This window comes from Pseudoalteromonas sp. APM04 (assembly GCF_022809815.1).
Lineage (GTDB): Bacteria > Pseudomonadota > Gammaproteobacteria > Enterobacterales > Alteromonadaceae > Pseudoalteromonas > Pseudoalteromonas marina.
In genome coordinates, this window is sequence record NZ_CP094441.1 from 1149807 (window position 1) to 1165875 (window position 16069).

A 16069-nucleotide genomic window follows, 5' to 3' on the forward strand; every position below is an offset into this window, starting at 1 on the left:
GCGTCATTCATCCACGTAACAATAAAAAGATTTAGCCATATAACCTGATCTTTGTTTTATATAAATTAATTATCTAGAGGCCAGATTATACACCCTATTCGTAATACAGGTTTTCATGAGGTTACTATGTTGAAATGGAAAGATGTGATTAACTTTGCCAATAATGGCAACCCTGCACCCAGTAAAAAAGTCATTAAAACCGATGAACAATGGCGTGAACAATTATCAGAAAACGAATACTACGTAACTCGTATGAAGGGGACAGAGCGTCCTGGTATGTCTGGCAGTTGTACATTACTAGAGTCCGGTAAATATGTGTGTGTTTGTTGTGATAATTTATTGTTTGATGCTGACGAAAAATTTGAAAGCGGAACAGGCTGGCCTTCATTTACTCAGCCAGCAACGATAGAAGCAATAGGCTACGTACGCGACGTCAGCCATGGCATGGAGCGTGTAGAGGTTGTATGCAACGTGTGTGATGCGCATTTAGGGCATATATTTCCAGATGGCCCACTACCAACGGGCCTTCGATACTGCGTTAATGGCGCAGCAATGAAAAAGCTTTAGTCTTTGAGGTTTAGCTTCATCTTTTTTGCTTGATCCATTATTTTATCTAAGCGCTGCGCTTGATCTGCTGGCAGGTCAGATTTGTCCAATAAGGCGTAGCATTTTTTAGCAAGTCCTATATTCAATGAGCTGCCACTTTGCTTGGTCGAGTCAAACAAGCATTGTAATAAATTAAGTGCAATGCTTTGATTGCGTGGCATAACTCTAAACGCATGCGTAAATGCTTCAAGTGCTGTGTTTAATTGCCCTTTGTTAAATTGGGTTACCGCATGATTATTAAGTTCTTTCGGCCCCATTTTAATGTCACGTCGTTCGCTTTGTTGTTGCTGTATATAACGTAAGTAGGTGGGTTCGCTGGTATTTGGGTGTCTTTCACAATGATTAATTATTTGCGAAAATAACATTTGCGCCTTTTGATGAAACCCTAGCTCATGAAAGGCTTTTGCTTTATCAAGTGCGCCATCTACTGAGCGTATTATAGAGTCGTCATCTTCTAATTGTTCGATGAGCTTTTTAGCTTTTTGATGCTCATCTTTTAAATAATGAAGCCGCGCATTAAGCACATCAATTTGCGATTGATTCGTACTGTTAGGAAATTGGGTTTTTAAATCGTTTATATACTTATTTGTCTGCCTTGAGATTCGCTGCACTTGATCGGTTTGATCCGTTGTTAACGCAAAATCGATTCCTGCTCGAGCCGCATTTAGGTAAATGTCGGGATGATCGTAAATAGAGTGCTTAGCAAAGTTTGCTATATCTTTTTGTGTGAGGTAGTTTTTTTCGTAGTCGTGATTAATTAACGAGACTGTACTTAACGATTTTTGACGCGATATATTACGTGGTGCAATTGTGGCAGCTTTACTCAAAAAATCTTGTGCCAATTCAAATTGATTGAGTTTTATTTCTAACCGACCTAGTAAGTCTAATGCAACAAGCCGGGTTTCTTGACGTTCTAGCATGGTTTTTAACATGCGCTGCGCCAAAATGTGCTCGTTGTTAGCTATAAGCGCTTCAACTAGCCCCACCTTTGCCCAGGCAAACTTTTGAATGTCGAGCACGGATTTAAAAAAATCTTTGGCCTCTTGAGCCCGCTTTAACCGAAGAAGAGCGTCACCTTTCAGGCGAAGTAAGATAGGGCTGTAATTATTGTCTTTTCTTTCAAGTGCCGCATCAATATATTTTACTGCTTTTGAATCATTGCCATCATCAATAAGCGTGTATACGGTTTGAAGATCGTGTTTACGCTTTAAAATACGTTCAATTCGGGTCTTGAGTTCTTGCCCTGTAAAAGGTTTAACTAAAAAATCATCCGGTTGAAGCTCAAGTACACTGTGTACTAATGAGCCACTTGTTTCAGCTGAAATAAAGATAAAGCCTGTAGAGTTTTTTATAAGCTTTTTTACTCTTAGCTCTTCGTACAATTGGTAACCGTCTTGGTGTTTATTTAAATTAAACGAACAAACAATTAAATCAAACGATTCACTTAAACATTGTTCTTTGGCTGAATTTGCATGATCGGCAAAACTCAACTGCCGAAAGCCGAGTCTTTCTAACGATTGTTTCATATAGCTTTGAGCAAGCGGTTGCTCTTCGACTATTAGTATTTTGGCTTTTGAAAATATCTTAGTTGGCATTGGCTTAAGCGTTATCACTTTTAACACAGACTATAATCAACAGTTTAGCTGCTTACAAGAGAATTTAAATGCTAGCTGTATTTATTAGGTAATTAGGTTTAACTAATACGTTTATATGGTCGTAAAGTGTCATTTTTATCCAGTACTGTAATAACGGGTTATGTACGTATTTAAATAGGTACTAAATAATAGGGCGTGGTTAATCTGTCATTACTAGTAAAGAAAGGCGATGCTCTTTTTTATAATAAATCTAAATATTCAAATAGGAATTTAATAAAAATAGGAAATGAATTAAAAATAGATACAGCAGAGGTAGTTATATGTGGTGGGTGATACTGGACTTGAAGCAGTGTTCTTCGCCATTATTTTTAAAGAAAGGCGATGCTCTTTTTTATAATAAATCTAAATATTCAAATAGGAATTTAATAAAAATAGGAAAGGAATTAAAAATAGATATCGAGGAAGTATTTATATGTGGTGGGTGATACTGGACTTGAGCCAGTGATCTTCGCCATTATTTGTAAAGAAAGGCGATGCTCTTTTTTATAAAAAATCTAAATATTCAAATAGGAATTTAATAAAAATAGGAAAGGAATTAAAAATAGATATCGAGGAAGTGTTTATATGTGGTGGGTGATACTGGACTTGAGCCAGTGATCTTCGCCATTATTTGTAAAGAAAGGCGATGCTCTTTTTTATAAAAAATCTAAATATTCAAATAGGAATTTAATAAAAATAGGAAAGGAATTAAAAATAGATATCGAGGAAGTGTTTATATGTGGTGGGTGATACTGGACTTGAACCAGTGACCCTCGCCTTGTAAGGGCGATGCTCTCCCAACTGAGCTAATCACCCACATATAATAGGTATTACTTTTTTAAAATTATCAATTAATCGCTTAGTATAATTTGGTGGGTGATACTGGACTTGAACCAGTGACCCTCGCCTTGTAAGGGCGATGCTCTCCCAACTGAGCTAATCACCCAAATTATATATTTAATATGCACCATTCTAAGAATGGTGGGTCGTACTGGACTTGAACCAGTGACCCTCGCCTTGTAAGGGCGATGCTCTCCCAACTGAGCTAACGACCCATATTAAATTTTAAAACGCGACTTTCAATATAATAGATTTATATATGGTGGGTGATACTGGACTTGAACCAGTGACCCTCGCCTTGTAAGGGCGATGCTCTCCCAACTGAGCTAATCACCCACATATAAATTAAAACGCTACTATTAAAATAAATAGTACTGGACTTTAACCAGTGAACCTCGCCGTTACTTGGAAGTAGCGGTAATGCTCTCTTTTTTCTAAACTGAGTAATGACCCATTTAGATTTTTGTAATATGCACCATTCTGAGAATGGTGGGTCGTACTGGACTTGAACCAGTGACCCTCGCCTTGTAAGGGCGATGCTCTCCCAACTGAGCTAACGACCCATATTACAATTTAAACTACTATTTTTATAATAGGTTTTATATGTGGTGGGTGATACTGGACTTGAACCAGTGACCCTCGCCTTGTAAGGGCGATGCTCTCCCAACTGAGCTAATCACCCACATATAAATTAAAACACGACTATTAAAATAAATAGTACTGGACTTTAACCAGTGAACTTCTCTGTTACATGTAAGTAGCAGTGATGTTCTCTTTTTCTATATGAACTTAGCGTCCGTATAGAATTTAGATGCGAACACTTTTAAAAGTGGTGGGTGATACTGGACTTGAACCAGTGACCCTCGCCTTGTAAGGGCGATGCTCTCCCAACTGAGCTAATCACCCGCATCTAAACAACATCACATTGCTGCGTTGTTGTGGGGCGCTATTATAGATAGAGTTGAAAATGTGTCAACACTTGAATGACAAAAATGTACTGAATGAAGGTTTTATAAACAACAAGATATGGCGGGCGTCTATTTTATAGGCAAAACATGTTCAGTAACGTAATTGTGTGGTGTATTTGTGGTGTTTATAACTCACATTAGTGGTTAATTTATTTTTTTGGGGGAATATACAAGCGATTACTTTTCATTGTTGAACATTTAAACCTTCTTTAATAAGAATATATATTTTGTTACCTCTCTAAAAAGTCATAACAAATAAAATAGAAAAAGTATTTTAAAGTGCAACTATAAAAAGCATGTGTGTTTTACTACATTTACCCAACTGGCCTGTTGATATGAAAGTGGGATGTTAGGTCGGTAATTTATAAATTATATTTGCAATGTTTAAATTGCATATAAATGTATACCTTTTGAGGGTAGGGTAGTGAACTACAATTCACTGACTAGCAACGCTACATAAAATAAAAGTGTAGGGGAGTCGCATTAGGGCAATGATTTTAATCAAATTGTGTTTTTTAGCATGCTTGATAGCCAGTTTGTTGAAAATTAAACCATTTAAATAAAGCTGGATAAAAAACTGTTGACTTTATTTGGGGTGGTGCATAGAATGCGCCCCGCACTAAGCAATACACGACGTAGTTATTACGGCGAGTGTTGATTAAGTTGGGGCTATAGCTCAGCTGGGAGAGCGCTTCGCTGGCAGTGAAGAGGTCTGCGGTTCGATCCCGCATAGCTCCACCAATTATTAGTGTTTGTCCTAGGGTAGCAGTTTTCTGCGTCCCCATCGTCTAGAGGCCTAGGACACCGCCCTTTCACGGCGGTAACAGGGGTTCGAATCCCCTTGGGGACGCCATCTAGTTTTAAGCTAGAGGTGGTTTTACCAAGAGAATAGCGTAACAATTAAAGCTCGAGTCTTTACTTGTATTATATGCATTACCTTAGCAACTCATGATGTGAGTCAAACTCATCAAATGTCCTAGTGACACATTTATGTGTCCCCATCGTCTAGAGGCCTAGGACACCGCCCTTTCACGGCGGTAACAGGGGTTCGAATCCCCTTGGGGACGCCACTTACTATTTTAACAGTTAGTGTAGTGTTATTAAGAAAGCTCGCCTGAAACGAGTCAAACCATTCAGTTGTCCTAGTGACACATTTATGTGTCCCCATCGTCTAGAGGCCTAGGACACCGCCCTTTCACGGCGGTAACAGGGGTTCGAATCCCCTTGGGGACGCCACTTACTATTTTAATAGTTAGTGTAGTGTTATTAAGAAAGCTCGCCTGAAACGAGTCAAACCATTCAGTTGTCCTAGTGACACATTTATGTGTCCCCATCGTCTAGAGGCCTAGGACACCGCCCTTTCACGGCGGTAACAGGGGTTCGAATCCCCTTGGGGACGCCACTTACTATTTTAATAGTTAGTGTAGTGTTATTAAGAAAGCTCGCCTGAAACGAGTCAAACCATTCAGTTGTCCTAGTGACACATTTATGTGTCCCCATCGTCTAGAGGCCTAGGACACCGCCCTTTCACGGCGGTAACAGGGGTTCGAATCCCCTTGGGGACGCCACTTACTATTTTAATAGTTAGTGTAGTGTTATTAAGAAAGCTCGCCTGAAACGAGTCAAACCATTCAGTTGTCCTAGTGACACATTTATGTGTCCCCATCGTCTAGAGGCCTAGGACACCGCCCTTTCACGGCGGTAACAGGGGTTCGAATCCCCTTGGGGACGCCACTTACTATTTTAATAGTTAGTGTAGTGTTATTAAGAAAGCTCGCCTGAAACGAGTCAAACCATTCAGTTGTCCTAGTGACACATTTATGTGTCCCCATCGTCTAGAGGCCTAGGACACCGCCCTTTCACGGCGGTAACAGGGGTTCGAATCCCCTTGGGGACGCCACTTACTTATTCAATAGGGAAGTGAAGTGTTGTTAAGATATCCACAGATTTTCTTCTAAAATTAGTTATCATTTTCTCTTAAAGATTAAGTGTTTACACTTAGTTACAAAACCATAGTAATTTCACTTCAATACAACTTGTTGTAACTCTACTTAGTCCTTAAACTCATTGAGTTAATTAAAAATGGACTAAAAAATGAAACTCTCAAAAATAGCACTTGCAGTATTATTAGCATCAGGGTTAGCTGCTTGTAATAGCTCAACCCAAGCAATTGATAAAAATACAGTAGCAGAAGTATCAATTCCAGGCGTTACACTCATAGAATCTGTTCAAGCTAATCCTAACGATATCAATATACCTTATAAAAAATATAAACTTGATAATGGTCTAACAGTTATCGTGCATGAAGATCATTCAGATCCACTAGTGCACGTTGATGTTACCTACCATGTTGGATCTGCTCGCGAAGAACTTGGTAAGTCAGGTTTTGCTCATTTTTTTGAGCATATGATGTTTCAAGGATCTGAAAATGTTGCTGACGAAGAGCATTTTAAAATAATCTCAGAGGCAGGTGGTACTTTAAATGGAACTACTAATTCAGATAGAACAAATTATTTTGAAACAGTCCCTGTAAATCAGTTAGAAAAGATGTTGTGGTTAGAGTCTGACAGAATGGGCTTTTTATTAGATGCTGTGACTCAAGAAAAATTTGAAGTACAACGCGAAACTGTAAAAAATGAACGAGGTCAACGAGTCGATAATCGTCCTTATGGTCGTTTAGGTGAGCGCATGGCACAAGCAATGTATCCCGATGGACATCCGTATTCGTGGCCTGTTATTGGATTTATGGACGATCTAAATCGTGTTAATGTTAATGACCTAAAAGCATTCTTTTTGAAATGGTATGGTCCTAATAACGCAACGCTTACCATTGGTGGAGACATCAACGCTAATGAAATATTGCCATTAGTTACTAAATACTTTGCGCCAATCCCAAAAGGCCCTGAAATACCTAAAGTTGAAAAAAAAGCGGTAACACTAAATGCTGATAGATATATATCGATGGAAGATAAAGTTCATTTACCTTTACTGGCAATGAGTTTTCCAACGACTTATGCTCGCTCTGAGGATGAAGCACCACTAGATATACTTGCCGAAATTTTAGGTGGTGGCAATAACTCATTACTTTATAAAAACCTAGTAAAAACTCAACTTGCAGTTCAAGCTAGTGCCAATCACCCATGCCAAGAGTTATCTTGCTCAATTAGTATTTATGCTTTACCAAACCCCACATCAGGTAAAACGTTAGCTGATATGGAAAAAATTGTACGTGATTCATTTACTGAATTTGAAAAGCGCGGTGTTACACAAGACGATTTAGATAAAGTAAAAGCAAAAATAGAATCGGGTGCAATATTTGGCTTACAAAGCGTATCCGGAAAGGTATCTCAACTTGCTGCATCAGAAACATTTACGGGCAATCCAAACTCAACGAAAGCTGAAATTGCACGCTATAACAGTGTGACAAAAGCAGATGTTATGCGTGTATTTAATCAATACATTAAAGGTAAATCTTCAGTTATTATGAGTGTAGTTCCAGAGGGACAAACTCAACTTATAGCCGCTCCAGATAATTTTACTCCTAAAAAGCATGATTTTGGAGGCCCCTCGACAACCTCTGCTGATGATTTAGTCGCCCGAAGAGCTGTTGATACATTTGATCGAAGTGTTCAGCCTGTAGCGGGTGCAAACCCTGCTGTAGACGTACCTGAGCTTTGGCAAACTAAGACCGACAACGGTATTAAAATATTGGGCACTCAAAGCAGTGAAACACCCACTACAGCTGTATTCATTAAAATACCGGGTGGCTTTTATAACGAGCAGACCAGTAAAGTGGGTTTATCGTCGATGACTGCATCGTTAATGAGCGAGTCAACGCAAAACTATACTACAGAGGAAATGAGTAACGCGCTTGAAAAACTGGGTAGCCAAGTAAGCATATACGCTGATAAAACACACACAAATGTATATGTTTCTACCTTGACTAAAAACCTAGACGCAACATTAAAGCTTGTTGAAGAAAAGTTATTTAGACCAGCATTTAATGCCGATGATTTTGAGCGTAATAAAAAGCAAATCATTCAAAATATTCAACATTCAATGAAGGATGCTGGGTATTTAGCATCTAATACATATAGCAAATTACTATATGGCGACAATATAGCTGCACTTCCAAGTTCTGGAACGCTTAATAGTATTGAGGCTATTACATTAGATGACGTTGAAACTTTTTATAAAGCCAACTTTAAACCACAAGGTGCTCAAGTCATTATAGTGTCAGATTTAAGTGAAGCTGCTGTCGAACCAAAAGTTAAATCAGCACTTGCTAACTGGCAAGGGAAAGGCCAAAGTTTTGATTTAGACTTTACCGAGCCTAACGTTCAAACAAACGTAATTTATCTTGTGGATAAACCTGGTGCGCCGCAATCACAAATTCGTATCGGTAAACGCGATATGGTTGAAGATATTACAGGTGAATTTTTTAAAGCTAATTTAATGAACTTTGCGCTTGGTGGTACTTTTAACAGCCGTATCAATCTAAATTTACGAGAGGATAAAGGCTATACATATGGTGCTCGTTCACGTTTTTGGGGTGATAAAACATCAGGTGGTTTTACAGCCTCTGCAGCAGTAAGAGCTGATTCGACTGCTGCGTCTATTACAGAGTTTACTAATGAGCTTAATAACTACGCTCAAAACGGTGTAACAGACGAAGAGCTGATGTTTATGCGTAAGGCAATTAACCAAAAAGATGCGCTTAAATACGAAACCCCTAATGCAAAACTTGGCTTTTTGGCACAAATTTTAGAGTTTGATTTAGAACCTAACTTTGTAAAAGAAAGAAATAAGATTGTTAGCACTATTAGTAAAGAAGAAATTAATGCTTTAGCTAAAAAGCACTTAAATGCTAAAGATATGATTTACCTAGTGGTTGGAGATGCAAAGACATTGCGTCCAGAGCTTGAGAAATTAGGTATGAAGGTTGTTGATTATAGTCTTTAATATTTAATTGAATAATCGGTATGATAAAGCAGCTTTTTAGCTGCTTTAATTTTATCTCTTCTCTATTCAGGGCTTATAAATATTTTACTTGTTAACCTATATAAAACTTCCAGAAAAAGAGGAGGATTTATGGCAAGTGGATGGGCGCGAGATGGCGCGATTCAAGAGCAAATAGATGCAAGTGTTAATGATGCAGTGCAATACGCAAGAAGTAACCTAATTTCAGGAGCGAGTGCTGAGATTTGCGATGAGTGTGACGAGAAAATACCACAAGCAAGAAGGTTGGCATTACCGGGTGTGCGTTACTGTATTTCATGCCAAGCAGAATTAGAAGGACTACCAAGCAATTCTAAGGCGTTTAATCGCCGTGGTAGTAAAGATAGTCAACTACGATAAAGGTGCCAAAGGCACCTTTTTTTATGGGTAAAATACCACGCATTATTATTTACGATTTTTTCTGAATAAGCTCAATTGCATACCCATCAGGGTCTTTAACGAATGCAATTTGGGTTGTCCCACCTTTAACTGGGCCGGGTTCTCGACTTATATTTCCACCTGCCGCTTTTATGTCATCGCACGCTTTATATATGTCTTCAAATTCAATGGCGATGTGCCCGTAGGCGTCTCCTAAGCTGTAACTACTTTGATCCCAGTTGTATGTTAGCTCAAGGACGGTTGTATCTTTTTCGTCGCCATAGCCAATAAAGGCCAATGTGTATCGGTACTCTTCATTTTCAGAGCGACGTAGCTCTTTCATACCAAGAACATGCGTGTAAAACGCAATGGATTTTTCTAAATCTGTAACGCGAAGCATAGTGTGTAATAAGCGCATTTAAGTAACCCTAAACTTTATTTGAATGTCGTCGGCCTTTCATTCAGACGTTTTGAAACACGTTTTTTAGAAAAGGCAAATTGCTTTGTTAGTTTGAGATTATATGAGGGCAGCACATGTTTATTACAACCAATAAAACGTCCATTTAGAATTTAAGTATGAATAAATAAAACATTTATTATTTATATGTGAGTTAACAACTTAAATTAATTACCAATTTTAAATAAAAATGCGACTGGTCAGCCAATTTTTACGCTTATTGGTCAACCTGTCACTGAAAGTTTATTTTAATATTATTTAACAATGCTTTTACACGAAGAGTTAGGCTGTGGTTTTTATCTAGTTGTAATTGTTGGGTATTTTTATTTCTATTAGCATTTGGTTGTAACTAGCTAATTTACAAAAAGTAACTTATTGGTTGACAATAAATGCATTTGGTAATAATGTTTTTGCATACCAATTTGTAACCTCGTTAACGTTGTTACTAAATGGGTTAGCAATTAATCAGAGTTACACTAAATTTTTGAACTTAAATAAGAACTAAAAATGCAAAAACCAATAAAAATTTGGCTCAACATTTTTACTTACACTAAGCACGAAAAACTTATTTATTTAACTTAATAAAGTGGCTCTACTGAATTAAATAAAAGACAGAGCGTACCTATTTTATGGGGTAAATCATTACTCATTATCATAAAAGTTTGCGCCATCATATCTAGGAGTTTTTCATGTCAAAACCTGTAATCGGTTTCATCGGTCTAGGCCTTATGGGCGGCAATATGGCCGAAAATTTACAAAACAAAGGCTATGAGCTGATTGTTATGGATTTAAGCAAAGATGCAGTTGCTGCATGTGTTGCTCGAGGCGCAAAAACAGCAAGCACGGCGAAAGAGCTTGCTTCAGGTGCAGATATTGTAATGCTTTGTCTAACAACTTCAGCTGTAGTTGAAAAAATTGTTTACGCAGATGATGGTATTTTAGCTGGGATCAAAGAAGGCGCAGTGCTTGTGGACTTTGGTACATCGATACCATCTTCAACTAAAAAAATTGGTGCCGACTTAGCTGCTAAGGGTGCTGGTATGATTGACGCGCCATTAGGTCGTACACCTGCACATGCCAAAGATGGTTTATTAAATATTATGGCGTCTGGCGATATGGCTACCTTTAATAAAGTGAAACCAGTATTGGAAGACCAAGGCGAGAACGTTTTTCACTTAGGTGATTTAGGCGCTGGCCACACAACTAAGTTAATCAATAACTTTATGGGAATGACGACTGTATGTGCTATGTCACAAGCGTTTGCTGTTGCAGAGCTTGCTGGTGTAGACCGTCAGCAATTGTTCGACATAATGTCTACTGGCCCGTCAAATTCTCCGTTTATGCATTTTTGTAAAAACTACGCGGTTGATAATGTAAGCGACCTGGGTTTTTCTATCGCCAATGCAAATAAAGACTTAGGCTATTTCTTACAAATGGTTGAAGATTTAGGCACTCAATCAAAAATTGCTGAAGGTTCGTCTGCTAACTTACAAGCAGCATTTGACGCAGGTATGGGTCAAGGCAATGTGCCAGAGATATTTGATTACTTCAAAAAATTAGAAAAGTAATTCTTTTCTAGCTATAAAGCGCTTTAAGTTTATGACTTAAAGCGCTTCAACACACATGACACCAATTGACTTAAGTCTTTATGTATTGTCAGTCTATTTAACCCTGATAGCGCATTTACTTAGTCACAATGAAAAAGAGTTAACTATGCGTTTGATTAATACAATAAAGCTTAGTCTAGTTCTCATCGGTTGCCTATCAACACAAATAGCGGCCAAAGATTATTTTGTAGAGGACCAACAGGCTTTCAACGATATTGCAGCGAACCTACTTGCAGGCGATAAAGTTATTCTTAAAAATGGAACTTGGTCTGATTTTGAAATTTTATTACAGGGCCAGGGTACAAAAAATGCACCTATTACGTTAACTGCTGAAACACACGGCAGCGTTATTTTATCAGGCCAATCTAATCTTCGTCTAGCGGGTCAATACCTTGAAGTGTCGGGTTTAGTTTTTAAAGGTGGCTATACACCCAGTTCTGCAGTAATTGAGTTTCGTCGTGATAAAAAAGAGTTAGCTTACCACTCACGTGTTACCAACGTTGTGATCGACAATTACAATAATCCAGATAAGCGAGAGTCAGATTATTGGGTAGCGCTATACGGCCAACACAATAGATTTGACCACAGTCACCTAGTGGGAAAAAGAAATAAAGGTGTGACAGTCGCTGTTCGATTAAATACTCCTCAAAGCCAACAAAATCATCACAAAATTGATAATAATTATTTTGGCTACCGTCCTACATTTGGATCCAATGGTGGCGAAACACTACGAATAGGTACAAGTCATTATTCTTTAACTGACTCGTATACCTTGGTTGAAAACAACTACTTTGAGCGCACTAATGGTGAAGTTGAAATAATATCTGTTAAGTCAGGTAAAAATACCCTTAAAAATAATGTGTTTTATGAAGCTCGAGGCACATTAACGCTACGCCACGGGAATGGAAATCTAATAGAAGAAAACGTATTTATTGGTAATGGTGTTGATCATACTGGCGGTATTCGCGTAATCAACAAAGACCAAATTATTAAAAATAACTACCTAGAAGGGTTAACTGGCTACCGCTTCGGGAGTGGTTTCACTGTAATGAATGGCGTACCTAATTCGTCAATTAATCGCTACCATCAGGTAGAAAACGCCACAATCGAAAATAATACATTCGTAAATGTACGTCACATACAGCTTGCAGCAGGAAGTGATGCTGAACGCAGTGCAGTCCCAATAAACAGTACAATGAGCAACAATTTGATTGTAAATCAAAGTGGTAATCAGCCGTTTACAACATTTGACGACGTGACTGGTTTAGTCCTTAGTAATAATGCTGCCAATACCAATGCGTTAGATGAGCTAGCTTATGGTGTAGAAAAGCAAGATATAAAGCTAAAAAAAGCTAAAAATGGATTATTTTATCCAGTATCTGAAAAGTTAACTGTAGGCGTAAAACGCGACTTAAAAGTATTACAAAAAGAAGAGGTAGGTGTTAGTTGGTATCCTAAAACACCTGCATTAACAGCATTTGATTCGGGCAAAACAATCAATGTTAAAGCGGGTGCAGATGCTTTATTAAATGCTATTGAAAATGCTAATACAGGTGATGTATTGGTATTGGCACCTGGTCAATACGATATTTCTAAATTAGTAAAAATAAACAAAACACTCACCATAAAGGCAAAGAAAGAAGGCCAATCGAAGCTTACCTTTCAACGTTCTACCTTATTTGAAATTCATGATGGCGGCAGCTTAAAAATCCATGGTTTATCAATTTCAGGTGAGAACGCGCCTGACGCCATTGGTAACAGTGTGGTTCGTACACAAAAGTGGGGAATGATAGAAAATTACCGCCTTGAAATGACAAATACAGCAATCAATGCATTAGATATTAATCATTCATTTCATTTTTTCGTCACTGGTAAAGGGGCTATGGCCGATACCATTGTATTAAATAATAATACATTTAATGAAATTACGGGCGATGTATTACGCCTAAATACAGAAATCGAAGACTTAGGTGTTTACAACGCAGAGTACGTGACGGTTACCGGCAATAGCTTTAAAAATGTAAAAGGCAGTTTAGTAAAACTCTACCGAGGCGGGTCTGACGAAAGTACATTTGGCCCTCATTTTGAGATGAAAAATAATACGCTTAACAATGTTGGCCTTGGTAAACGCAATAAAGAAAAAGCCAGTATTCATGTTCATGGTGTGCAGGTTACTAATATTGAAAATAACGAGTTCACTAACTCTGCACCCATAGTCGTTGAGCATACTGTTGGCGAGCCAATCACAAAAGTATTAAAAAATACATTTAAAGAAACACCCGCCCCAAGTGTAAAAGAACTAAGAGTTGAAGGTCCGCATACCGCAATTCTTGAAAATAACAACGTGATAAATGAGGGGCAGTAAACTGATGATTTTTTTTAAACGAACAACACACATAAAAGCCGCTTTTTTAGGTTTATTTTCATTGTTACTGTCATCAGTAGCCTGTGCTGGGTCGCATCCAAATCTTGTAATCACCATTGACGATGTAAAGCTCATGCGCCAAGCAATAAAGGGTGAGGGGCAGTTTGCAACGGCGTATAACGATTTAAAAGCGCAAGTAGATGAGCAAATAAAGCAGCCTATCACAGTGCCAGTGCCAAAAGATGGTGGGGGCGGCTACACCCACGAACGCCATAAAAAGAACTATCAGGTAATGTACAACGCGGGGATTATTTATCAATTAAGCGAAGATGATAAATATGCTGCTTATGTTCGCGATATGTTGCTTGAATACGCAGCACTTTACCCAACACTTGACGTTCATCCAAAGCGTAAAGTTAAATCACAAAACCCTGGCAAGCTATTTAGGCAAAGCCTGAATGAAGCTATGTGGCTTGTTTATACCATACAAGCTTACGACCTTATTTATGATTCATTAAGCGCCGCACAGGTAAAAGTAATAGAGGATGATTTAATACGCCCTGTTTCATTGTTTACATCAGAGGGTCAACCGTCAACGTTTAATAAAGTACACAATCATGGTACATGGGCCACGGCTGGTGTAGGTATGGCAGGTTATGTATTAGACGAGCCTGAGTGGGTGGAAAAATCGCTATATGACCTAGACAAGTCGGGTAAAGGTGGCTTTATTAAGCAATTAGAAATGCTGTTTTCACCACAAGGCTACTACAACGAAGGGCCGTATTATCAGCGTTTTGCATTATTGCCATTTGTTACGTTTGCTAAAGCAATAGAGAATAACGAGCCGCAACGTAATATTTTTGAATACCGCGATGGTGTGCTACTCAAAGCGATTGATACCACTATTCAACTTAGCTACAACGGTTTATTCTTCCCAATTAATGACGCTATAAAAAGTAAAGGTATCGACACTATTGAGCTGGTTCATGGCGTTACAGCAGCTTATGGGCTAACAAACGACACCGGTTATTTAGATATTGCGAAAAAACAAAACCAAACAATTTTATCTGGCGATGGTTTAAAAGTAGCTCAAGCGCTAGACAATAGAATGCAAACACCTTACGAGTTTAGATCTGTAGCGTTTGGTGATGGTAATGATGGTAAGCAAGGCGCGCTTGTGGTTATGAGAACGCAAGTAGGTGGTGATCAAGCTGTTTTATTTAAACCTGCGGCACAAGGTTTGGGCCATGGCCATTTTGATAAATTGACTTGGCAGTTTTATGATCGAGGTAACGAAATTGTATCTGACTACGGTGCGGCTCGTTTTTTAAACGTTGAAGCTAAGTTTGGTGGTCGTTATCTTCCAGAAAATGAAACCTACGCCAAGCATACCGTTGCACACAATACAGTTGTGGTAGATGAAACATCTCATTTCAATGCTAATGTAAAAGTGGGGAACAACAATCACCCAACACTAAATTACTTCACTACCAATGAGTTTGGTACTGTTGCAAACGGTTCAATTAGCTCGGCTTACAAAAACGTAGAGCTAGAGCGAACCCTTGCTTTAATAAACTTACCAGAGCTTGATAGCACTATTACATTAGATATTTTTAATGCCAATGCTAAGACTAAACATCAATTTGATTTACCCCTTCACTACAAAGGGCAGCTCATTGACACAAGTTTTGACTTAAAAGCGAATGCATCACAGCTATCTGAATTAGGCAGTAATAATGGTTACCAGCATTTATGGCTTAAAGCACAAGCAACACCTCAAACTGGCCTTGCTAAGGTGACATGGCTTAATGATAACGGACGCTTTTATACGCAAACAAGCTTAGTTTCGGGCGATGAAGAATTCTTGTTTACTCAAATTGGTGCAAACGATCCACACTTTAATTTACGTAATGAAAATGGCTTTATTCGTCGCGTAGAAGATCAAAAACAGCATACGTTTGTATCTATTTTAGAGCCTCACGGTGAATATAACCCTAGTAAAGAATATACCCTAGAGGCTGTTAGCCGTGTGTCAGCTGCCAACTATATCGAGCAGGGTAATTTATTGCTCGTGCATTTAATCATTAAGAACAAAGCCTATTTAGTCGCTATTAATAAAGCGCACAGCAAAGCAAGCAACACATTCACATTTAAAAATAAGTCATTCACCTTAAACGACCGACTTGGCGTTTATGCGTTGAAGAATAATTAGGAGT

The 16069-nt window shown here is 38.4% G+C and carries 8 protein-coding genes and 15 tRNA genes; 14 read left to right on the forward strand and 9 right to left on the reverse strand.

Translation table 11 applies throughout. From position 1 onward, the window contains the following. Positions 1–126 precede the first annotated feature (126 nt). A complete protein-coding gene (gene msrB / locus MTP24_RS05465; protein ID WP_243533139.1) occupies positions 127–567 on the forward strand; it encodes a peptide-methionine (R)-S-oxide reductase MsrB in 441 nt (146 codons plus the stop codon). Here msrB and MTP24_RS05470 read toward each other — a convergent pair. From MTP24_RS05470 to MTP24_RS05505, 8 genes are all read right to left on the reverse strand, one after another. Next, positions 564–2201 (reverse strand): response regulator, encoded by a 1638-nt coding sequence (locus MTP24_RS05470; RefSeq protein WP_243533141.1) that lies wholly within the window; start codon positions 2199–2201, stop codon positions 564–566. The two genes, msrB and MTP24_RS05470, sit on opposite strands and share 4 nt — an antisense overlap. Positions 2202–2980: 779 nt before the next feature. Beyond that, a tRNA-Val gene (locus MTP24_RS05475) sits at positions 2981–3056 on the reverse strand. Positions 3057–3110: 54 nt separating this feature from the next. Next, positions 3111–3186, reverse strand: a tRNA-Val gene (locus MTP24_RS05480). Between the two features lie 33 nt (positions 3187–3219). Beyond that, positions 3220–3295 (reverse strand) — tRNA-Val (locus MTP24_RS05485). 45 nt (positions 3296–3340) lie between these two features. Next, a tRNA-Val gene (locus MTP24_RS05490) sits at positions 3341–3416 on the reverse strand. Between the two features lie 151 nt (positions 3417–3567). Then, positions 3568–3643, reverse strand: a tRNA-Val gene (locus MTP24_RS05495). 43 nt (positions 3644–3686) lie between these two features. Further along, positions 3687–3762 (reverse strand) — tRNA-Val (locus MTP24_RS05500). Positions 3763–3910: 148 nt separating this feature from the next. After that, positions 3911–3986, reverse strand: a tRNA-Val gene (locus MTP24_RS05505). A 727-nt stretch (positions 3987–4713) separates the two neighbouring features. Between MTP24_RS05505 and MTP24_RS05510 the strand changes: the two genes are divergently transcribed. From MTP24_RS05510 to MTP24_RS05555, 10 genes are all read left to right on the forward strand, one after another. After that, positions 4714–4789 (forward strand) — tRNA-Ala (locus tag MTP24_RS05510). Positions 4790–4825: 36 nt separating this feature from the next. After that, positions 4826–4901: transfer RNA gene (locus MTP24_RS05515), tRNA-Glu, on the forward strand. Positions 4902–5042: 141 nt separating this feature from the next. Further along, positions 5043–5118, forward strand: a tRNA-Glu gene (locus MTP24_RS05520). A gap of 90 nt (positions 5119–5208) precedes the next feature. After that, positions 5209–5284 (forward strand) — tRNA-Glu (locus MTP24_RS05525). Between the two features lie 90 nt (positions 5285–5374). Next, positions 5375–5450 (forward strand) — tRNA-Glu (locus tag MTP24_RS05530). Between the two features lie 90 nt (positions 5451–5540). Next, positions 5541–5616, forward strand: a tRNA-Glu gene (locus MTP24_RS05535). A 90-nt stretch (positions 5617–5706) separates the two neighbouring features. Then, positions 5707–5782 (forward strand) — tRNA-Glu (locus MTP24_RS05540). Between the two features lie 90 nt (positions 5783–5872). Further along, positions 5873–5948, forward strand: a tRNA-Glu gene (locus MTP24_RS05545). Positions 5949–6142: 194 nt separating this feature from the next. Continuing rightward, the gene (locus MTP24_RS05550; protein WP_243533143.1) at positions 6143–9010 is read left to right on the forward strand and encodes a pitrilysin family protein; all 2868 of its coding nucleotides are present in this window, start codon (positions 6143–6145) and stop codon (positions 9008–9010) included. Positions 9011–9139: 129 nt separating this feature from the next. Further along, entirely contained in the window at positions 9140–9406 is a 267-nt protein-coding gene (locus tag MTP24_RS05555; protein WP_243533145.1) for a DksA/TraR family C4-type zinc finger protein, read from the forward strand. Positions 9407–9455: 49 nt separating this feature from the next. On the opposite strand, the gene gloA is transcribed toward MTP24_RS05555, so the two are convergent. Continuing rightward, complete coding sequence (gloA, locus tag MTP24_RS05560) at positions 9456–9842, reverse strand: lactoylglutathione lyase (RefSeq protein WP_010558060.1); 387 nt, start codon at positions 9840–9842, stop codon at positions 9456–9458. Between the two features lie 728 nt (positions 9843–10570). Here gloA and MTP24_RS05565 point away from each other — a divergent pair. From MTP24_RS05565 to MTP24_RS05575, 3 genes are all read left to right on the forward strand, one after another. Further along, positions 10571–11449, forward strand: coding sequence for an NAD(P)-dependent oxidoreductase (locus tag MTP24_RS05565; protein ID WP_243533147.1), 879 nt, complete (start codon positions 10571–10573; stop codon positions 11447–11449). A gap of 145 nt (positions 11450–11594) precedes the next feature. Further along, the gene (locus MTP24_RS05570; RefSeq protein ID WP_243533671.1) at positions 11595–13853 is read left to right on the forward strand and encodes a polysaccharide lyase 6 family protein; all 2259 of its coding nucleotides are present in this window, start codon (positions 11595–11597) and stop codon (positions 13851–13853) included. A gap of 4 nt (positions 13854–13857) precedes the next feature. Further along, positions 13858–16065, forward strand: coding sequence for a heparinase II/III family protein (locus MTP24_RS05575; RefSeq protein WP_243533150.1), 2208 nt, complete (start codon positions 13858–13860; stop codon positions 16063–16065). Positions 16066–16069 lie beyond the last annotated feature (4 nt).